18 protein-coding genes are annotated in these 21,387 nt (G+C 41.2%); 11 read left to right on the plus strand and 7 right to left on the minus strand.

Annotation, left to right across the window (positions count from 1 at the left end; all coding sequences use genetic code 11):
* The first annotated feature begins 45 nt into the window (after positions 1 to 45).
* The 3 genes from HCR01_RS05105 to HCR01_RS05115 all read left to right on the plus strand — a co-directional run bounded on the left by HCR01_RS05105 (position 46) and on the right by HCR01_RS05115 (position 1,058).
* A complete protein-coding gene (locus tag HCR01_RS05105) occupies positions 46 to 270 on the plus strand; it encodes a type II toxin-antitoxin system HicA family toxin (RefSeq protein WP_193195089.1) in 225 nt (74 codons plus the stop codon).
* On the plus strand, positions 267 to 485 hold the full coding sequence (locus HCR01_RS05110) for a type II toxin-antitoxin system HicB family antitoxin (protein WP_193195091.1): 219 nt from the start codon (positions 267 to 269) through the stop codon (positions 483 to 485). Before HCR01_RS05105 ends, HCR01_RS05110 begins: the two co-directional genes overlap by 4 nt.
* A 228-nt stretch (positions 486 to 713) precedes the next feature.
* Entirely contained in the window at positions 714 to 1,058 is a 345-nt protein-coding gene (locus HCR01_RS05115) for a hypothetical protein (RefSeq protein ID WP_193195093.1), read from the plus strand.
* A gap of 294 nt (positions 1,059 to 1,352) precedes the next feature.
* Here HCR01_RS05115 and HCR01_RS05120 read toward each other — a convergent pair whose 3' ends face one another.
* Both HCR01_RS05120 and HCR01_RS05125 read right to left on the minus strand, forming a co-directional pair.
* Complete coding sequence (locus tag HCR01_RS05120) at positions 1,353 to 2,162, minus strand: DUF3598 family protein (RefSeq protein WP_193195095.1); 810 nt, start codon at positions 2,160 to 2,162, stop codon at positions 1,353 to 1,355.
* A gap of 179 nt (positions 2,163 to 2,341) precedes the next feature.
* Positions 2,342 to 3,244, minus strand: coding sequence for a cell division protein FtsX (locus HCR01_RS05125; RefSeq protein WP_193195098.1), 903 nt, complete (start codon positions 3,242 to 3,244; stop codon positions 2,342 to 2,344).
* 279 nt (positions 3,245 to 3,523) lie between these two features.
* Between HCR01_RS05125 and def the strand changes: the two genes are divergently transcribed.
* Positions 3,524 to 4,087, plus strand: a complete 564-nt coding sequence (gene def / locus HCR01_RS05130; RefSeq protein WP_193195100.1) for a peptide deformylase — start codon at positions 3,524 to 3,526, stop codon at positions 4,085 to 4,087.
* 12 nt (positions 4,088 to 4,099) lie between these two features.
* Positions 4,100 to 4,303, plus strand: a complete 204-nt coding sequence (locus HCR01_RS05135; RefSeq protein ID WP_193195102.1) for a hypothetical protein — start codon at positions 4,100 to 4,102, stop codon at positions 4,301 to 4,303.
* Positions 4,304 to 4,459: 156 nt separating this feature from the next.
* On the opposite strand, the gene HCR01_RS05140 is transcribed toward HCR01_RS05135, so the two are convergent.
* Both HCR01_RS05140 and HCR01_RS05145 read right to left on the minus strand, forming a co-directional pair.
* Positions 4,460 to 5,701 (minus strand): glycosyltransferase, encoded by a 1,242-nt coding sequence (locus tag HCR01_RS05140; RefSeq protein WP_193195104.1) that lies wholly within the window; start codon positions 5,699 to 5,701, stop codon positions 4,460 to 4,462.
* 98 nt (positions 5,702 to 5,799) lie between these two features.
* A complete protein-coding gene (locus HCR01_RS05145) occupies positions 5,800 to 7,278 on the minus strand; it encodes a DUF2079 domain-containing protein (protein WP_193195106.1) in 1,479 nt (492 codons plus the stop codon).
* 771 nt (positions 7,279 to 8,049) lie between these two features.
* Between HCR01_RS05145 and HCR01_RS05150 the strand changes: the two genes are divergently transcribed.
* The 4 genes from HCR01_RS05150 to HCR01_RS05165 all read left to right on the plus strand — a co-directional run bounded on the left by HCR01_RS05150 (position 8,050) and on the right by HCR01_RS05165 (position 13,993).
* Positions 8,050 to 8,880: a PD-(D/E)XK nuclease family protein gene (locus tag HCR01_RS05150; RefSeq protein WP_193195108.1), complete on the plus strand. Its 831-nt coding sequence runs from the start codon at positions 8,050 to 8,052 to the stop codon at positions 8,878 to 8,880.
* A gap of 75 nt (positions 8,881 to 8,955) precedes the next feature.
* Positions 8,956 to 9,594 (plus strand): GNAT family N-acetyltransferase, encoded by a 639-nt coding sequence (locus HCR01_RS05155; protein ID WP_193195110.1) that lies wholly within the window; start codon positions 8,956 to 8,958, stop codon positions 9,592 to 9,594.
* Between the two features lie 137 nt (positions 9,595 to 9,731).
* Positions 9,732 to 12,083, plus strand: a complete 2,352-nt coding sequence (gene recJ / locus HCR01_RS05160) for a single-stranded-DNA-specific exonuclease RecJ (RefSeq protein WP_193195112.1) — start codon at positions 9,732 to 9,734, stop codon at positions 12,081 to 12,083.
* 410 nt (positions 12,084 to 12,493) lie between these two features.
* Positions 12,494 to 13,993 carry a family 10 glycosylhydrolase gene (locus HCR01_RS05165; protein ID WP_193195114.1) on the plus strand — a complete coding sequence of 500 codons (1,500 nt, stop codon included), beginning with the start codon at positions 12,494 to 12,496 and terminating at the stop codon, positions 13,991 to 13,993.
* Position 13,994: 1 nt separating this feature from the next.
* On the opposite strand, the gene polA is transcribed toward HCR01_RS05165, so the two are convergent.
* Entirely contained in the window at positions 13,995 to 16,934 is a 2,940-nt protein-coding gene (polA, locus tag HCR01_RS05170; RefSeq protein WP_193195116.1) for a DNA polymerase I, read from the minus strand.
* A 48-nt stretch (positions 16,935 to 16,982) separates the two neighbouring features.
* The gene (locus tag HCR01_RS05175) at positions 16,983 to 17,819 is read right to left on the minus strand and encodes a DUF4114 domain-containing protein (protein WP_193195118.1); all 837 of its coding nucleotides are present in this window, start codon (positions 17,817 to 17,819) and stop codon (positions 16,983 to 16,985) included.
* Between the two features lie 552 nt (positions 17,820 to 18,371).
* Here HCR01_RS05175 and HCR01_RS05180 point away from each other — a divergent pair.
* On the plus strand, positions 18,372 to 19,244 hold the full coding sequence (locus HCR01_RS05180) for a Cof-type HAD-IIB family hydrolase (RefSeq protein ID WP_193195120.1): 873 nt from the start codon (positions 18,372 to 18,374) through the stop codon (positions 19,242 to 19,244).
* A 182-nt stretch (positions 19,245 to 19,426) separates the two neighbouring features.
* Here the strand turns inward: HCR01_RS05180 and HCR01_RS05185 are convergent, their stop codons facing one another.
* On the minus strand, positions 19,427 to 20,134 hold the full coding sequence (locus HCR01_RS05185) for a DALR anticodon-binding domain-containing protein (protein WP_320073081.1): 708 nt from the start codon (positions 20,132 to 20,134) through the stop codon (positions 19,427 to 19,429).
* A 1,046-nt stretch (positions 20,135 to 21,180) separates the two neighbouring features.
* On the opposite strand from HCR01_RS05185, the gene HCR01_RS40700 reads away from it, so the two are divergent.
* Positions 21,181 to 21,381 carry a helix-turn-helix domain-containing protein gene (locus HCR01_RS40700; RefSeq protein WP_413773924.1) on the plus strand — a complete coding sequence of 67 codons (201 nt, stop codon included), beginning with the start codon at positions 21,181 to 21,183 and terminating at the stop codon, positions 21,379 to 21,381.
* Positions 21,382 to 21,387: the final 6 nt, after the last annotated feature.

Genomic DNA, 21,387 nt, shown 5'->3' on the forward strand with positions numbered 1-21,387 from the left:
TAGATAAGGAAGTGAGAAAATAAGGCAGAGAAATAGACAAAACCCATGCCCAGGAAAATTCGGGAGTTAAAAGCCCAGATTGCGCGTGAAGGGTTTATTTATCTGCCCAAGCGCGGCAAAGGCAGCCATGAGCGATGGCGGCATTCTTTGCTTATAAAAACACTGACAATTCCTGGCAAGGATGGGGATGATGTGCCACTCTACCTAGAAAAGCAGTTAGCAAAGTTATTAACTGAACTGGAAGAGTTAAGGGAGGAAGAGGATTCATGAATCGATACACCATGATTGTTCAATGGTCTGATGAGGATCAGCTTTTCCTAGTTACGATTCCAGAGTTTGCTGAGCGTGTTGTTATGCCTTGCACTCATGGCAGAACTCGTGAGGAAGCTATTCGTAATGGCGAAGAAGTAATTGAAATGTACTTGGAAGCTTGGCAGGTAGAAGGTGAATCTATCCCTGAACCCAGCACACTTCAAATTGTCTGATTAGCATTCTTAAACCCTTTGTCAAAATGAACTCTACTCCCATGCTGTTCTTTGGGATAGATGTGTAGGAGAAGCACATTTTCTTATACATTGACACTTTGAGTTAAAGTGCATTGCCCATCAGATCCGGCAGCTTTGATATTTAGAAGCATAACAGATGTAGTTTGCCCAGTTATTGTTGGGAATACTAACAGCATATTTATCTAAAGCTTAATGGAGTCAGTCATTATGGATGAGCTAGTAAACAAGTTAGCTGGTCTGGGAGTTGCTGGTTTAGTTTTGGTTGGGCTTGTTGCAACTTCATCTTATGCGGGAGCTGTAGCAATTACAACCTCCTTAGCTTTTTTGGGTGGCCCCTTCGGAATGATTGGTGGTGCAGTTGCTCTCACTTTAATTGCAGCAATCTCAAGTGTAATTGCTAAGTTCGGAGTTGAAGCTCTTGCAAAGGCTGTAATTAAAAAGCTTAAGGAGAGTGGCAAATCAGAGGCTTCTATTATTCAAGAAATCAACAATTTCCCAATGATTACTAATGGTTTACGTTCTCAACTACGTGAATATGTTCGTCAAGCGTAGAAACTTGAATAGAAGTATTTGCCTTTACCCAAAAACCTATTACTAATGGGCACAAGGTGCGATCGCTGATCTTGTAGGTTGGGTTTCCTAGTTTCAACACAACATCTTTTTCTACTAACAATATTAAATTTTGGAGTACCGCCACAAGTTATCTGGTTGACGTGTGGAAATACGTCAAATGACCGATTGAAAGAGATTTTGAGTTCAACACGGCTAGAAGCACTAGAGCTTTTGCGAACAGGCGAAGCGTTAGTCGAAATCAGCGGAGATTAGCAGCGCAAGCTAACCAATTTTTTACACCCTTTCTTCAGTAACTAATGTCAGGCTAACCCATTCGCCTTTATCGTTGTAGCTGCGAATCATCCGTTGGCGTAGGTTTGGCTGGATTAACCAACCCACTTCCAAGAATAAAGGTTGACGTAATTGCACCTTGAGAGGAGAAGTTGCAGAAGCGCCATCAGGTAGCAGCAATACTTGTACTTGCTTTTGCGGATCTTGATCAAAGAGAACGATGGAGTCTTTGATGGTAGCAGTTGAGGTAATTGTGCGATCGCCAAAAGAGGTACTTTGAATTAATCGCCCAGCGTCATCAAGTTGTAATTGCAGAGTTGTAGAGTAAGTATCAGGCGATCGCCAATCTGGATATATTGTTACTGCTTCACCTTGCCATTCTCCCAATAAGTCGTCTACCTGCAAGGGTGGACGTTCTGTTGTTGGGGTTCCAGCTAGATGTTCTCGAATTAAAACTAGTTCATTTAGCTGACCATTTTTATCAAACAGTTGCACTAAACGCAAGCGGCGATTTTGATGAATCAAAGCTAGTTCTGCGCCGAATTCCGAAAATGGACCTAGCTGAATTAAACCTTCAGAAAATGCCCCATTTTCAAAAAACAAGATACTTCGCCCCAGAGAGCTATATTCTAGAACCAAATCATCTCGTCCCAAACGACACAGAGTTAAGCGTACTGTCTGGTTATTGTTGAAACCTTCTAAAGAAAGACGGCTAGGAACATCTTTCAGAAGTGTACCTTGGGGAGAAAAATTGGTGAATGAACCTTCCCACACACCGAGATTTTGCAGAAAACATTCCCATTGGGATTTCATAGCGATTTTGTCCTCTCTTACAAAGTTGAGCCAGTCGCTTGGGCGCGTTCCCGACTAGTGCGTTAGCGTAGCGGTAGCGACGCAGGAGCGTCACTGGCGTCTGCTCCAAAGAAGCCTTGGCTCATACTTTGCGCTTTTTCACTAGTCATTTGTCCTTTGCAATGACCAATGATTAATGACTAACCCTTAGCAAAACGCCGGACAGCAAATAAGCTTCCCATTAATCCTACAGCTGCACCAAAGCTTAAAAGAATTAAGGGTAGTTGTAAAATTTGTACTGGAGTGAGTTGCACCCCGTTGGTAATAACTTGGATAAACTCAGGTTGCTTGGCTAGCAACTTACCCAAGAATTGTTGAATAACAAAAATGAAACTCCAAGCGATCGCACCACCAACTAAGCCAAAAGCAATTCCTTGTAAAATAAATGGCAGATAAATCCAAACGGAAGTTGCTCCCACTAATTGCATAATTTCAATTTCCTGGCGTCGCGCCATGACGATCAGGCGTATTGTGGTGGTAGTAACTGCGATCGCGGTCAAAGTCAAGATAATCGTAATTGTCAAAGTAATCTTGTTCAAACCTTGGTGCAATTGGGCAATGCGTTTGACTGCTTCATCTGTATACTGCACCGCATCAACTCCTGGCAACTTGGCCAAATGCGTCGCTAAAGTTGGTACAACTTGAGAATTACGCGCTTTCACCTTCATCTCGTCAACTAGAGGATTCTCCTCTAACTGCTGGGTAGCACCTTCAATATCCGAAATGCCCATTTCTTTAACTAATTTAGCCCAAGCTTGCTCTTTAGTAATGGTTTGTATCGCGGCTACTTCTGGCATTTTTGCCACCAGTGTTTCAATGGTTTCGGCCCGCGTACCCGGTTCGAGGTAAACTGATACTTCCAGTTGGCTACCAAACTGGTTAAGGAGTTTTTCTACTTGCCAAGAGGTTTGCAGACTCAAGCCGAATAAAAATAGTAACACCGTCACAGTACTAACGGCAGCCCAATTCATCCAACCTCCCCGCATTAAACCCAGGAAAGTTTCTTTGAGCAAGTAATCAAGTTTCGTAAGAGATTTAAACACAGCTCACCCTAAAACTGTGAACTTAACGCTAAGGCACTAGGTTCACAGTTTGCGTCTTTGCGTGGAATAACACCACTATTTATACTCGATAGTGTAAAGTTTTGACGATTATATGTTGTATCTAAGGTGAGAGTCTGCTGCTTCTCTAGACTACCTAAAAGCCTAGTATATGGAGCAAGTCAGAAATTGCTATGAGGTAGATTGTTGCATCTCAACTGGGGTCTAACTGAGATTGATAGAATTAAACTAGGAATTTTCACAATTTAGCTATCAAGAATCATGCCCTCGGAAATTGCTGTAGAAAAAACAAAGTTAAAAAATCCGCCTTTGGAGCTTCACTATTTAGGCGATCGCGTATTGCGTCAAGCTGCCAAGCGGATTGCGAAAGTAGATGACGAAATTCGCCAACTGGTGCGCGAAATGCTGCAAACTATGTACAGCAAAGATGGCATTGGTTTGGCTGCACCCCAAGTGGGAATTCATAAACAACTAATTGTTATCGACTTAGAACCAGATAACGCAGTAAATCAGCCCTTGGTGCTGATTAACCCCACAATTAAACAGGTTAGCCGCGATATTGGCGTTGCTCAAGAAGGATGTTTGAGCATTCCCAATGTTTACATGGATGTAAAGCGTCCTGAAGTTGTAGAAATTGCCTACAAAGATGAGTATGGGCGTCCTCGGACATTAAAAGCTAATGATCTGCTTGGCCGCTGCATTCAACATGAGATGGATCACCTCAATGGGGTGGTATTTGTAGATCGTGTAGAAAATTCCTTGACTTTGGCGCAAGAGTTATCTAAGAATGGCTTCTCGTATCAAGCGGTGAAACCAGTAGCATAGGGTGGTCTAATAGTGTATTTAACTCCAAAAAGCGGATTACTTCTAGGTGGTTCATGTGTAAGTGCGATCGCGGCTGTAGGTTCAATTTTTGAACTTAGTTATGGACAACCGGATTTGGGCGTCCAAGTAACTGCCATTATCCTGGGATTGACCATTCCACTTACAGGATTATTTTTCTTTGCCGCAGTAAGGGACGCAAGGGCTAACATTAAATAAGCATCAGGTACATAAAAAAGGTAAAGGGATGAATTAAAAATACAAAATTCATCCTTATTACCTTTTATTTTTGCTTTTCATCTTCCATCGCCTCTAGAGCTTTCAACAAAAGTACTCTGAAGTCGCGGCTACAAAAACCTAGCCCGCGAAGACGAACTATTTCACGTCTGTGACTCGCCAGCTTAATTTCAAATTCACCCAAAAATTCCAAATAGTAGCAACTGCGATCGCAATTAAGTTAGCTATATAGCGATTAGGAATCAGAAAATTAAATACCAAATTCAAGACCAGCACATTCAACACAAGTCCAGCAAGGCAAACGATGTTGAATTTTAAAAAGCGCTTCAGGCGATGATGCCATTCCTGCTGGTTTACACTTACATCAGCAAAAGTCCAAGCATCATTCCATAAGAAATTATTGCAAATCGCAATTTCACCAGCAATAATTTTGCTGCGTGTCAAAGGCCAAGCTAAGGTTGTTGGATCGCTAAGCAAGTAAAGTACTGTCATATCCACAAATACGCCACTCAATCCTACTAAACCAAAGCGCAGGAATCGACCAATAGGAAAATCGACTTTTTGACTAATTTTGCCTAGTCGTCCTGTAGAAATACGCAACCGCAATAAGTGGTGTATGTAATCCACATATTGCTTCCATGTCACTTTGCTTTCGCCTTCTTTACGCTCACAGAACACATAACCAACTTCGGCAATTTCGCCTACCTTTCCCCGTCCAATTACCTCAAGGAGGATTTTGTATCCGACTGGATTAAGTATTACACCTGCGATCGCACTCCGACGCACCATAAAATAACCACTCATGGGGTCAGAAACCCTGCCCAATACCCCTGGTAAAATAGTTAATCCCAACACCTGTGCGCCACGGGATAAAAAACGCCTAACAACACTCCAGCTACTAACACCGCCTCCCTCTACATGACGACTGGCTACAGCCAAATCTGCTCCCTGTTCAATTGCACTGAATAGTTGCGTCAATATCTCTGGCGGATGCTGCAAATCCCCATCAATCACCCCTAGCACACGTCCTCTAGCCGCTTGCCACCCACGAATCACCGCTGAGGATAGCCCTCGCTCTTGTTGTCTTCGCATCACCTGCAACTGCGGGTACACTTCCATCAGAGATTGTGCTACCTCCCAGGTGCGGTCTGGACTATCATCGTCTACTATAATCAGTTCGTAATTTCCTGGAATAGCTTCATCTAACAACTGGCTCAATATTCTGACAACATTTTTAATATTGTCTCGTTCTTTATAAGTGGGAATTACTAGAGAAAGATGGATAAATTTACTACCTACACCTCTAGTAGGAGTCAGTTCAGAAATCTGCAAAGTGCCAGATGGTACTGACAACAATGAAGTAAGTTGGTCGTTACTCATAAAGCAGAATCCAGGTTGTAAAAGAGTAATTTTTTGTCAATATTGCTTTAATAGGTTTAAATCTTATACATATTTTTACTCAAATTGAATACTTTGTTTTACTCCTGTGATCTCCTTTCAAACAAGTAAACCTGGTGCTGCTCATAGTTCAATTTGAAACGTGGATTATCTTTTAATTGATTGATAAAGCTATTTACAGAATCATTGGTTTTAAAATTGTTCCTAAAACTTGAATGATTCAAATTGAGTAATACATACTCAAAATTATCTAAATCCTTAGCAAGATCAGGATTACCGCCCCAAGATCCATAATAATTAACCAAGGCACGGTGGCTGACATGAGGAACAATTTCATGAGTTGTTAAAATACCTCCCTGAGTATGAATTCGTGTAATTACGGTGTTTGTTGCTTGCCAATTTGACCAATCAAAAGGAGAGTTATTAAAATCTATTCGGGATAACCTTGTTGCCAGACCTAATAACAAAATCATTAACATAAATAAGATTATTTTCCGCCCCTGTTTTAGCCATCCTCTATTAGCAGCCAGAGTAGAGATTATGGCCAAAAATAGAAAGGGGATGATGGGTACAGAATACTGGTTGTCTATTGCTCGTTGAGAAGAATAGATAGAGAGGATATTTAATCCCAGTGTGGGAAGTGCTCCAATTAACGGAGATAGATGCCGAGGTGATAATCCCCAGATTATTGGCAACACCAACAAAGCTAAATATTTGAGTGTGTCCAGAGAGATAACTTTGCTCAAGATTATGTTAGGTCTGAGGAACAAATTCTGGACAAATTCTAGAGGAGTTTCACCTAAATATCTATAACGATTTAATCCATTTAGATAACCTATAGTCACATCCCCTACTGCATCAGAACTAAAAAATGGGATGATTACCTGAGTAGCAATTAAATACCAGCTTACACCCGCAAATAATGCGATCGCGCCGTATAAACGCTTTTTTTCAAAGAAGAAAAGCCAGATCCCCATTGCAAATACAGTCAGTGACAATACACTTTTGCAGATTAAAGTAAGAACAATAGCTAATCCAAACCATACTGTCTTACCCAAACGCGCAGCCCAAACTGCTCCCAAAAGTGCGGGAACTGCTAAAACTTCTGCATGAAAATCAAACAGATTGCTAGTCAGAACTACCGGATACATCAGATAGGCTACTGCTAAACCTATTGCTTGTTCCTGCTTTAACCCAGCTTGGCGAGCTAAACCCCAGATTGGCCAAGCTCCCAAAGCTAAACCCACTGCTTGCACAGCTAACAACCAATGAACATCTGGGAAAATTTTGTATAGCAAACTCAACGGATAGAGGATTAATGCTGCGTGATCCGCCAAGATATGAACATTTAGTAAAGATGAAACAGGTGTTTGCCCCTGACTAATTAAGTAAACCGCTTGATCAAAAATTCCTAAGTCCCAAGCGCCGGAACGAAAAAACGCATGTCTCAAACTGCTGAAAGTGAACAATACCAAAGCGCTCAAACCAATTATCCAACCCACAGTCTTAGGTTGTAGTTCCTGAGAGAGTTTTAGTTCTTGAGGGATTAAGCTAGGCATAGTCTTGCACTATCTTTTGATTTGCTTAGGGGATTTCTGCTAAGTCATAGGTCATGCTCACCTTGTCTATGCACGTGCCGGAATAATTGGATATTTTATTGGAGTTATCAAAACTCAAACTAGTTACTGAACTAAGCCACAACTAAGTCATACGTACATATCTGCAACTTAGTGCCACTAAGTCGGGTTCTTTTTTACCTATAAGGCACTGCTGGGGATGAGTAGAGCGATAGAAAACATTTGTACCTAAGTATACATAAATGTCTTCCAATTACTGACTATTACTGGTTAATTCTCAATAAAAATACTGTGTTACGTTGCACAGTATACTAATATGCCTGTAAGATACTCAAAAAGCAACTACTATTCGAGTTCTTCATCAGAAAAACACAATAAATTTTTTACTTATAAAAAAAATATTACGGGAAGCTGATAGTTTTTACAGCCACTTCGTTTGTGTAAAATTTCAATAAAGCCTAGCATTTAGGATTTACGCACTAACAAAGTAACCAAGATATAAACTAAAACAATAAATGCATATAATACACTGAAACATCTGCAAATAATCAATGCTTTTGACAAGTCCTGACCCTTGCAAAATCGCCAATACTGAGTAATGCACTCGCCTAGGACTGGCTCAGCTTTTTTAAACTCCAAGTACTTCTGCTTTGTTCCGAATACAAGCAGTGTAATGCTTACCGAGCTATAGAAACTATTTAGTTTAGTGCCTCAATTTGCCTATATTTTTGATAGCGCTTCTAAAATATAAGAATGCTATCAACTACAACTCAACTATTGCGACTGTCTCAAGGACAGCTGAACTTGTTAGAAGCTTGTCCGCGTAAATTCCAACACACCTACTTAGAAAAACTCAGTTCTCCCTTAGATCCCGAACACGAGGAACGACAGACTTTGGGTAGTCGTTTTCACTTGCTGATGCAGCAGCGAGAAATGGGTTTGCCAATTGATAGTTTCCTGCAAGTAAATGCTCAACTACAAAAATGGATGTCAGCTTTTGCCAATGCTGCACCAGAAGTTTTAACGCCTGCAACCAATAACCAAACTTTCCGTGAAAGTGAACACTATCGCACCCTGCAAGTTCAAGACTATTTACTGACGGTTATCTATGATTTATTAATTGCAGATAACCAGCAAGCGCAAATTCTTGATTGGAAAACTTATCCTAAGCCACCAAATAAAAGCAAGTTAGCACAGAACTGGCAAACACGTCTTTATATGTACGTGTTAGCGGAAACTAGCGAATACTTACCAGAAAAAATTTCGATGACTTACTGGTTTGTCCAGTCTGAAGGCAAACCACAAAGTATTAAATTTAATTACAATGCTGTCCAGCATGAACACACAGCTAGGAAACTTAATCAACTATTAAGCAAGTTAACAAATTGGCTAGAACATTATCAAAATAACGAGCAATTTCCACAAGTGGTAGAAGATAGTAAAGCTTGTAATTATTGTCAGTTTGCTACACGATGCGAACGTAAACAAGCTACCGAACAAGACATTTCTGATGACAATCAGATAAGTGTAGACGGCACAAGCTTGTTACCAAATCTGGCTAACATTCAAGAAGTATCAGTTTAATGTTAGTACCCAACGACTTGATACTCATAACTTGAAAATAGATTTTCATATTAAAAAATCACAACTTCTACAGCTATGACAAACTATGATGGAAATGACATGGTTTATGTTCGTGAATTAGGAATTGATGACATTGCTCCCGTTTACCACTTGGGAGAAGAACTATTTACTAGTGATTTATATCCTTATTTGTACCGTACCTGGGACGAATGGGAGGTAATTGGACTTTACAACACAGATGCAGAATATTGCCTTGTTGCTGAAACAGATGGGGAACTAGCAGGATTTATTTTAGGAACCATTATCACTAAAACATCCTGGACTTATGGATACATTTTATGGCTAGGAGTTAGTCCGAAGTTTCAGCGTCGGGGAGTAGCAGATAAGTTAGTTGATAAAGTTGTTGCCCGGATGATTGAAGACGGGGCAAGGTTTATGTTAGTGGATACTGACCCAACCAATACTTCAGCATTAAAGTTTTTTAATCGTAAAGGTTTTGGTAATGTTCGTCAGCATATTTTCTTGTCAATGAATTTAAGTAAGCACGAATATTATGGCAGACTAATTGACTACGAACACCAAAAAGCTGAAAGAGCAGGTTATAGGCGATCGCGTCCAGCAATTCGCGCCCGCAAACCCGATAGTGCTGCTAATGAAATCGTCCTCAATCCCCTTGTTAAATCTCAAACTAATGAAGAAGAATCCCCAATTTAAGCGCTGATTAAATGTATGACGTATGCTCAACCTAGTGCTGGGCTTATAACCAAATAACGCACAAGTCAACTTCAATTTAATGACGATTTACTAGCAAATATAGCATTAGAAAGTTTTTAAACTTTAAAATATTTTAAATGCAGTGGATTTTATCAGCAATAGAACAACCACCAGAGTGCTTCATTCAAGCAGTGAAACAACATACACCCGCATCGAATGGATTGTATGCGGCACAATTGTTGTGGCAACGAGGAATTAAAAATGATAAACAACTAGCAGCTTTTATCAATCATAAATCTTATCAACCAGCTAGTCCGTTTGAGTTTGGGCAAGAAATGTATTTAGCGGTGACAAGGTTAAAACAGGCTCGCAGTGCTAACGAAAAGATTGCTATCTGGGGAGATTTCGACGCTGATGGTATCACAGCCACAGCTGTATTATGGGATGGCTTGGGAGAGTTTTTTGCTCAAAATACCCAGTTAACTTACTACATTCCTAATCGCCTTACAGAGTCTCACGGGCTCAATAATCAAGGGATTAATAACTTAAAAAAACAAGGTTGTAAGTTAATTGTCACTTGCGATACAGGCAGCACAAATATTAATGAGATTATTTATGCTAAACAGCTAGGCATAGATGTCATAGTTACAGATCACCACACCTTACCCGCAGAACGCCCATCAGTCTCAGCGATTATCAACCCTCGCTACTTGTCTAGTGAACATCAACTGTTTCATCTTTCTGGGGTGGCAGTAGCTTATAAGTTGGTCGAAGCCCTGTATCAAAGTCTGCCTGATGTGCCGCAACATCCGTTAGAGGATTTATTAGATTTAGTGGCGGTAGGGCTAATTGCCGACTTAGTACAGTTAAGTGGAGATTGTCGTTATTTGGCGCAGTTGGGAATTCAACGATTGCAAGCAGATTTTCAACAGCCAGCAACAGCAAGACGGCGACCAGGGGTAGGGCGATTATTGGAATTATGCCAGAAAAGTGGCGATCGCCCCACAGATATTTCCTTCGGTTTAGGCCCGCGAATCAATGCCGTCAGCCGTATTCAAGGCGATGCTAGTTTCTGCGTTGAATTGCTGACTAGTCAAGATAGCAAACGTTGTAACCAACTAGCTGAAATTACAGAACTAGCCAACGCCCGCCGCAAGTCTTTACAGAAAGATGTGCAAAAGCAAGTAGTACAAAAACTTACTCAATTAGATTTATCAACCACCAGCGTGATTGTGCTAGAAGATGTCCAATGGCCAGCAGGCGTTTTAGGTCTAGTCGCTGGGCAAGTAGCACAAGAAACAGGCCGCCCCACAATTTTGTTGAGTACCGAAGGAATAGGGACTCAAGGAGATAAGGAGAATTCTCTCTCTACTCTTGCAAGGGGTTCCGCCCGTTCAGTGAATTCCGTCGATTTATATCAATTAGTAAAAGACCAAGCACATTTGTTGCATCGCTTTGGTGGACATCCCTTTGCAGCAGGTTTGAGTTTGTTAGCGGAGAATATTCCTTTATTTACGGCAGCTATTAATCAGCAGTTACGGCAATCTTTGGGTGGTACAAACCTAACGCCAACAGTTCAAGCAGACTTGGTGGTAACTGTTGCAGATTTAGGAAAAGAATTATTTTTGGAACTTAAATTGCTAGAACCTTGTGGTATGGGCAATCCTGTCCCGAAATTGCTAATCCAAAATTGCTGGTTTGAAAATGCTTGGAATCGCAATCAGCAAGATTGGCAGGGCAAAAAGGTACAGTATATTAAAACTGAGTTTGAGATCCGAGATGACTCTAACAGAAGTGCCTTTCCTGGTATCTGGTGGGGACACTACAAAGATGAATTACCAATAGGAAGATGTGATTGCATAGCCGAACTAGACTACAACACCTTCAAAAAACGCTATGAAATCAGATTAATTGCCGTGCGTCCTGCTGCTAACACAGAACTCAAAACTCAGAATTCAGAACTCATAATAGACTGGCGAAATCAAGAATACTCAAGACTCATCACTCAGCACTCAGCACTAATTATTGAAGAGTGTCCCACTAGCTGGGATGATTTACGTGCATGGTTGCGGCGATGTCTAGCGACAAATCGCTCTGCGTCTACGCAATATAATCAACAACAATTAGCGATCGCCTGGTCTAAACCCAACCTGCAACCACCCAGCCAAATTTGGCTAACTCTTGTGGGAGTTGCTAAATATCTCAGTCGCACTAATCAATTAGTTACTCGCGTACAGCTTTTGAAGAAACTCGGCATAGGCAACCAAAGCTTACTTTTGGGATTCAAAGCTTTAAAATATTTGGGATTTACAGTTAAACGACAAGACCGTTGTTTACAAATTAGCTGGTGTGAAATTGATATCCCAAAAAACGTTGCTGATGCTGCCATTGTACAATTTTTAGCCGCTGTACGAGAAGAACAATTTCAGCAACAGTATTTTGCCGAAGTGCCTCTATCTACCATTATTGCGATGATAAATAGTCAGTAGTCAGTTTATGCAGATTTTGCATAAGTTCTCACAACCGTCTCAAAATTCATTTTGAGGCTAATAGCTAAAATATTTCAAAGAAAACTGAGTAAAGGTTTTGGTCTACTGAAGTGAAGATGTGAGTAATGATAAGGGCTACAAGCTAAAGAGATTCTTGGTTAGACGGAATTTCATTAAATCAAAGTAGAAGTAGTATCTTCCCAAAAGCAGGCTAGGCCTGCTTTTTTTTCAGACACTTTGCATTTTCTGCTATATTTTTCTCAAAAAATTTGGCAACAGAAATAGGAGTTTGGCAGTCGTGAAAAAGTAAGCTTAAAATCCTGATTACTGAACTAAAGAATTTAATACACGTCACGCCATAATGATCTGAATTTGGGATCAACAATTTTCTTGTCCATTTACCTATACGTATGTTTAATCGTCCATCGAACGTTGCAAAACCAATATTATTTTGGCGACACCTGTGGGTTGTCGTTTTCAGTAGTAATTTGTTAATTCCCTACTTTGGGAGTCAACCAGCAGAGGCCCAAGTCACGCAATCTTGTCAGTTATCACCAGCAGCAGCGCAAAAAAAAGAAAACTTACGTTTGTCAGCCATTAAAGGTAATCAAGATGCCCAAACTAGCTATCAAAGGCTAGTCCAAGAACAAGCACAGGAATTAAAAGAGTGCCGCACTCGTACTTGGCCGCAAATCCAAGCAATCTGGTTGCGCTTGTATCCCTGCGACATTCGTCCGGGTGCAATTGAGCAAATTATGGATCGGATTGTCGATCGCGGCTATAACCAAGTTTATTTAGAAGTATTTTACGATGGACAGGTATTATTACCAACGACTGCTAACCCTACAGCTTGGCCTTCTGTGATTCGCACCCCAGGAGCCGAAAATATCGATTTGCTTTCTGTAGCGATTCAAAAAGGCCGGCAACGCGGTTTAAAGGTTTATGCCTGGATGTTTACCACAAACTTTGGTTATACCTATGCTCAGCGTCGAGATAGGGAAGCAGCGATCGCCCGTAATGGCAAGGGTCAAACAAGCCTATATGTAGTAGATGACGGTAGTCAAGTATTTATCGATCCCTACAACTCGCAAGCAAAACGTGACTACTACCAAATGGTACAGGAAGTACTGCGCCGTCGCCCAGATGGATTGCTATTTGACTATGTGCGTTATCCGCGACAGACAGGAAGTAATTCCATTGCCACCAAAGTCACAGATTTGTGGCTATTTAGCCCAGCAACTCAAGAAGCTTTATTCCGACGGGCACTGAATTACAAAGGGCTGGACATGATTCGCCGCTTTTTGAGTCGGGGATACATCACAGCAGGAGATATAGCTGAAGTCGATAAACTTTATCCCCAAGAACAAGAACCTCTATGGCAAGGACGCATTCCTCCACCACAGCAAAAGTCAATTCTGCCTGCAACTGACAGACAACCACTTTTGCAATGGGAGTTGTGGCAACTCTCTGTTGCTCATGCCATGCAAGGCATCCTAGATTTTGTAACCATAGCTAGTTACCCAGCACAGCAACAAGGTATTCCCGCAGGGGTGGTGTTTTTTTCTGATGGCAACCAAACATTAGGAAAAGGGTATGATTCCCGCTTGCAACCTTGGGATAGATTTCCTAGTAAGCTAGAGTGGCATCCCATGTTGTACGCAACTTGCGGTAACGTCAGTTGTATTGTGGCGCAAGCACAGCGAGTTTTGAGTATGGCAAAACCCGGTACACAAGTAATTCCAGCTTTAGCTGGCAAATGGGGACAACCCATCAGTAATCGTCCATCCCTAGAAGCGCAAATGCAGGCACTTCGCCAATTTGCCCCCCAGTTGAAGGGAGTTAGCCATTTTGCCTATTCTTGGCAATACCCTGAACATGATGGCGATCGCAAATTCTGTCGCACTAGGTAGTTCACTTCGTCTCCATCCAATTATCACCTGCACGTACATCCACCACTAACGGCACACTTAATTGCACCGCATCTTGCATCACAGACTTAATTTGCGGTTGCAATTCTTCCCATTCTTGAGGGGGAACTTCAAACACTAATTCATCATGAACTTGTAACAACAAACGCGCCTGATATTTATGCAAAACCTCATGCAATCTTACCATCGCAATCTTGATGATATCAGCACTCGAACCTTGAATTGGTGCATTAGCAGCGGCGCGTAGTAAACCTGCATCATAAGCCCCTAAATTCTTCAATTTACTCAACTCAATCTTTTCTGGGTTCTTCCCTTTTAATTGACGTAAACTATTGCTAGTAAACTCAACATAACGACGACGTCCGAGAATAGTTTCTACATAACCTTGGGCGATCGCTTGCTTTTTTACCCCTTCTAAATATGCAAAAACTTTGGGATAGCGTTCATTAAACCGCTTAATAAACTCGTTAGCAATAGCTTTATCTATCCCTGTTGAACGTGAAAATCTGAGAGAACCCATTCCATAAATCACACCAAAGTTGATGGTTTTCGCTAACCTTCGTTCATCTGCTGTTACATCTTCTTTTTCAAATACCAAACGAGCCGTTACTGTGTGAATATCTTCATTTTGTTGATATGCTTGCACCAATATCGGCTCTTGACACAAATGAGCCAAAATCCGCAACTCAATTTGTGAGTAATCAGCAGCCACCATTAACCAGCCTGGTTCTGGCAAAAATGCCTTACGAATCTGACGACTAAAAGCTGTACGAATGGGGATATTTTGTAAATTTGGATTAGAAGAAGACAACCTACCAGTTGATGTTGCAGCTTGGTTAAAATCAGTATGCACCCGCTGGGTATCTGAACGTACTAATGCTGGCAGAGCATCAACATAAGTAGACTTTAATTTAGATAGGGTGCGGTACTCAATGATGGCATCAACAAACCCTGTTTCATCAACTTCTCCGAGTTTTTCTAGTGTCGCCGCATCTGTAGAATAACCTGTTTGGATTTTGCGAGAATGCTTAGTGCTTAATCCCAATTTTTCAAACAATATTTGACTTAATTGTTTAGGGGAACCTAAGTTGAATTTTTCCCCAGCTATTTCAGTAGCTTTCTGTTCCAACTGCGCTAAATCTATTTCTAAATTCTGAGAAAGCTCTTGAAGATAAGCTGAATTAATGCGGACACCTGTATATTCCATTTCCGCTAAAACTGCTTCTAGCGGCTGCTCTACTTCCACCAATAGCTGATACAAAGCTGGAATTTTTTCCAGTTCCTCTCGCAATTTTGGTACTAAACCAAATGTAGAATAAACATCCATGCCGCAGTAATCAGCTACAGCAGGAATATCTATATCCGCAATAGTTTTACCTTTAGGAACTAAATCTACATAACTTTTACCTATCAATCCTAAGTATCGCTGCGCTAGGCTACTCAGATTATGACTAGCGTCTGGATTTAAGAGGTAACTTGCTAGCATGGGGTCAAACACCACTCCTGCCAAGTTAATTCCTTGACAGTGAAGAACTAAGCGGTCAAATTTGGCATTCTGTAAACTTTTGGGATAATCGGCACTTTCGAGAATTGGGCGTAGTGCTTCTAGTACTACATCTTTGTTTAGGTTATCCCCGTTTTTATGTCCAATAGGAATATAAGCTAATTCATCTGGTTCCATTCCCCAGCAACAACCGATTCCCACTAACTCAGCGTCTCTTGGTTCTAAGTCAGTGGTTTCAGTATCCCAAGCAACTGGTGTTTCTGGGTTGGTGAATTTTTGTAAAAGTTTTACTAACTTAGTTAGTCTGTCTTTTGTGTCGATGATACGCGGCTGAATTGGCGATGCAGATTGCTGTTGTGCAGCTTGTGTCTCCGCAAAACTAAAAAACGCAAGATCTTCGCCTTCAAATTCTGATTCTGTATCGGCTGTTTCTATTTTTGGCGTTGCTTCAACTTTGCCACCAAACCGCTGCTGAAGTTCGTTAATTTTGCTTAAAAAAGTTTTGAATTCTAACTTTTCTAAAATTGACGCTAGGACACTTGTGTCAAATCCTTTTAATTTACAATCTTCTAAATCAATTTCTATAGGAACATCTATAACTATGGTTGCTAGATAACGAGATCTATCAGCGTCTTCTTTACCTGCTGCCAGTTTTTTATGAGTCGCTCCTTTAATTTCATCTAAAGCAGCATAAATATGGTCAAGGGAACCATAGGTGTCCAGCAGTTGTACAGCTGTCTTTTCGCCAATTCCCTTGACCCCTGGAATATTATCTGATTTATCACCGCAAAGAGCTTTGAAATCAACAATTTGCGAAGGTAAAACACCTAGTTTTTCTTTGACTTGTTCTATCCCAAATTCAGTGATGCTATTGGTGGAACGCTTGAGGGCATCTGGACTAAAATTTAGAACAGTGATTTCCTTATTAGGGTCAATCAGCTGAAATAAATCACGATCGCCAGTCAGAATCTTTACTCTGTACCCAGCAGCAGTTGCTCGTTGTGCTAAGGTTCCCAAAACATCATCTGCCTCGTAACCAGGGGCAGTTAAAATTGGGAGATTAAAGCCGTTAAGCAATTCGTGTAGGTTTGCTAAGTCGGGAACAAAGTCTTCTGGTGTGTCTGGACGATCAGCTTTATAAGTATCGTCAGCTTCGTGGCGGAAGGTTGGCAAGCCCAAATCAAAAGCAATCGCCATTGCTTGTGGCTGTTGTGTTGCCATTACCTCCAGCAGGCACTTCAGAAAACCAAAACATACACTAGTAGGAATGCCCGTTTTTGTACGTAGTCCTCCATCTCGCCCTTTAGCGAAAGCAAAATACGAACGATAAGCGAGGGAGTGTCCATCTACGAGGATGAACGTGGGGCGTGTTACGGTTGCAGAATCGGAAGTCAACTGGTTAGAAAAAGTTTGGGACATAGCCCTATTTTAACCAGTGGCTTCCGCTGCATGAACAAATAGTGTTATTTAAGCTGACTTTTCTGCTTTGTTTTGGCGACGGCGACGCAGTTTTATCATCCCAATTGATCCTACACCCAACATCGCTGCTGCTGTAGATGGTTCTGGAACAGAAGAAGTTAGTATGTTGTCTTTCCCAAAATCCACAACAAACACTACGTCATTGAAGTCGCGATCTGTAGGACTGATATTACCGCCATCTGTGGAACCTAGTGAACCATACAAATCTTCAAACCCAATTAGAAGATAACCATTATATTCGTAAGCAACTAAGTGTTCTAATCCGTCTGGATTCGCAGCATCAGGAGCACCGTAGACGTTGTTAAAACTTCTGTTTTGGTTAGCACCATCCGCGTTCAACCAAAAGTTGATTTGTGTACCACCAGCTATTGTCCCTAGATCAACATAATCACCAACATTCAAGATTCCATCGTTACTGGCTTTTTCGCATAAATTACCTGTTTTGCAAGAGGCGTCTTCAAAAATCAATCCTTTTTGGGATTGACTACCATTGATTGCTTGATAAGCTAACTGATTTTTATAGCTAGCACCTTCATTGAGAAACCAAAGGCGAACATTGCTCTCAGATTTCAAAAAAAGCTTAGTGGGGTCTAGTTTATTGAGATTTTGTAATGCTATTCCCTCTGGTTGCACCAATTGTTGGAAATTAGGAATCAAAGATTGGAAACCAGATGTATCAGTCGTTGCGCTTTGAACGCTGGAAGTTGTGGCATTCCAATTACCCCAGGTAAAGTCAGCCGCACTTGCAGGAGCCATAACAGAAATTACACTAGTTAAAGTAGCTGCCGCCGCTGCAATGAGTCCAGTCAAGCCTTTATTGTTCATGAAAATCCTTGTATTATTCACTTGAGTTATCGAATTGTTCACTTCATTTGACCCATAAATGGGCTTTTAAAAAGTACTCAATTCAGCCTTGAAGGCTTAGTTGTATTGAAGTGAGTTAGGTTGATTACTTAATTGATAACTCTAGAAAGAACTAAATGTCTATATTTGTTAACTAGTTTAGAACACTCTTTATATTGTTAAGACTTTGGATTATAAAAAAGAAAATTATTTCCTATTTTGTTCTTTTTTTTTTGAATTCAAAAGGATAATTACTGAAAGATATGAGTAATATTACAGGGTTAATTACCTCCAAAAACAAATTACTAATTCATACATACATATTTATTCGTAGTAACACTTGCTGCTATCAATACTATTTATACAATATTTTGCTATAATAACCTCAATTCCTATTTATACTATGTATTCGATTTTTTCAGCATTACCGTAGAAGTTCAGTTGCATGTTCTAGTCAATTCATTTTTCCTACCACTCCCCGTTGGTTACTAGAGCCTGTTAACCTCATACTCGGAGTTCAAACCTAGGGAATTTATGGAGAAAGCATCTGCTACTCATTTGGCATCTACTGATAATCAGATTATGGCTGCAAGAGATATTAAACTACTAGTTGTAGATATTGATGGCACGATCGCAGGACAGTCTAATAACCTAAGCGAGACTGTCAAGCAAGCAATATTTGCAGTACAAGCACAAGGAATTCAAGTGGCGATCGCTACAGGTCGTATGTACTGCTCAGCCTTGCGCTTTCACCAAGAAATTAACTCTGTCCTGCCATTATTAGCCTATCAGGGAGCCTGGATTCAAGACCCAGACACTCAAAAAATTCACCGCCATTTGGTTGTTTCCAGAGAAATTGCCCACCAGCTAATTGACTATTTTGAACAGCCCCAGTTGCGATCGCTTTTATCTGTTCACTTCTACATCAATGATCAGCTATACGTGCGGGAGTTAACAAGAGAAACCCAAATTTACGCGCAACGTTCCGGTATTAAGCCAATTCCTGTGGGTGATTTGCGCCAAGTCTTAACTAATGAACCAACAAAAGTTCTAGCTTTATGCGATGACACAAATGTAATCAATGAGCTATTGGGGAATTTACGCCGCCAGTACACACCCGCTGAACTTTATCTGACAACATCTGTTGCTACCTTCTTTGAAGCGACTAACGCCTCTGTCAATAAAGGATATGCTGTGCGTTACCTAGCTGAAGAACTGTTGGGGTTACAAAAAGCCAACGTTATGACTATTGGTGATAACTTCAATGACTTGGAAATGCTAGAGTATGCTGGCTTTGGTGTAGCTATGGGCAATGCGCCAGCCGAAGTTCAAGCGATCGCTCAATGGGTGGCTCCTACTGTAGAGGAAGAGGGAGCCGCAGTGGCAATTGAAAAGTTTTTGCTGTAGTAAGGGCAGTCTTTTTAACCTGCCTTACTTAAAATCAGAAAGGACACCGACGACTGGCCGTGTTTCGTCTCGGTGCCCCTGCTGGTTCGCTCCTCACACACCTGCTAATATAGCCGAGGTGATTTATTGAGTCAATAGCTGTTATAAAAGTTTTTATTTTTACCTCAGAGACATTTAATAATTCATAACTCCAAGGGTGCAAAAACCCCCAGTTTTTCTTCTAGCAAAAACCTTAATACAGACTGAGTAGCCATGAGCAATCCGAGTCTAGCTTGAGCTAGCTCTAATGAGGTAATTTTCACCTCACCCCAAATGCGGCAATTACACCAAAAGTTTTCAAACGCTCGGCTCAAGTTTAGCGCTGCTTTTTGCCATTTTAAATAACTGCTAATAATATCAGGACACTTTATGCTATCTACTACTTGCACTAACTCGGCAATTAGACGACGCTCATCTGGGTGATTTAGGCGCAGTTTTCCGTCGCAGTTAAGCCAAGGAATGGGGTTGGAAGAGATAAAACTCCAAAAAGCTGGACTAGTATCTGGAACCGGTTCCTTAAGTTTAATTAACCCTTCTTGATGAGCTAGTAGTACTAGAGAGCAACAGCGTGCATGGACATATTGAACAGCAAACAAAGAATTGGGGAAATTAGAGTCCTCTTTTGGAATTAAGTATTTCTCTCCATGTACGACTTTCTCCATGTACGACTCTCCCCATCTCCCGTTCTCCTCATCTCCCCTTGAACACCCAACGGCGAGACTTTGTAACCAAACAGCTAAGCTAGGGTGAGTCAATTCTAAATGTATCCAACCGGGAGGAACTATTTGGATGCTAAAAACGCCGCCACAGGTCACTGATAAATGAGAGGCGATCGCATGAGCAAGTTCCATAGGTTTTTGATTCTGAGATTTTGATAACCACAGAGCCATACCTGAGATATACAAAACTCGCTTATCATCTCTATCTTTATATAGAAGACTTTTTTTATGTTTTATGCCTGTAACTTTATAATTTTTGGTACAAATACCTAGTATATTCACTAAGTAACCATATAACAACATTTTAATTGCTGTGTATTTGCTAACTAGTAGTATATGATGCACGTAGTCCTGGGTAAATAACTCCTTGCATGGTATTTGTTGGTTTTCTGACATCTATCTTGAGATATAAGTTTAATCTAGATGAAGAAAAATGAGAGTACGATAAAATTTGATGAATAATCGATGAATAGTAAGTAAACTTTACTACCATCATTGTACAGTAGGAAGTATAACAAAAGAGTAGAGTGCAATTAATTTGCTTTCTGCTCTTTGTATGGCTGGCGCTGTTAGGCGTTAAGCCGACCTCGCCAACACAAAGACACTCCTTGCACCTTTTTATGACGTCTTTGTCTTCAGCCGAACGCTCTTTGTTACCTATGCAATCTCCATCCTCCTTTTCAGAGGCTTCACGGCCTTTTCTAACTTGGCAACGAATTCTTGATTGGGCTCAAGAACACTATCGCTGCCGCACCTTTAGCAAAGATGAGCGCATTCCAGCTCGACCTGGATTGCTATATTTGGTGCAAAGGGGTGCAATCCGTATGGTAGGAACCGCTCAGGTTAGTGCTACTGCCAGTCAGCTAACGTCTCGACGAATCAATAGAACTCCAGAAGAAGCTTTCTTGGGTTTTGTGGGAGCGGGACAGCCGTTTGAAATTGTTGCTCAGTCACCGTTCACACTCCAGGCTTATGCGCATGTTGATCAAACTGCGGTGCTGTGGATGTACTGGCACGACTTAGACAATTGGCCTCACTTCCGCCGCGAAGTTATGGATGCCTTTAGATATCAGCACCAGCGCAAGCTGCTCTGGCTGAGCGCCTTGGGACAACGACGCACAATTGACCGACTCTTAGGATTTCTCACATTGTTGATTGAGGAATATGGAGAGCCGGCAATGAGCGACACTGATCCCGATGTGATTCGTGGCTATTGTCTGCCTTTTCCCCTCACTCATGCCCAAATTGGTAGCGCGATTGGTTCGACTCGTGTCACCGTCACCCGCTTGATGGGTAAATTGCGTCAACGCGGCTTAATCCTTACCCAAGGGGATAATCTTATTTGCTTGCCAGCAGAGTCGATTAATAGAGCCAGCTAGAGCACC

The sequence above is a fragment of the Nostoc sp. MG11 genome (genome assembly GCF_014904695.1).
Taxonomy (GTDB): domain Bacteria; phylum Cyanobacteriota; class Cyanobacteriia; order Cyanobacteriales; family Nostocaceae; genus Komarekiella.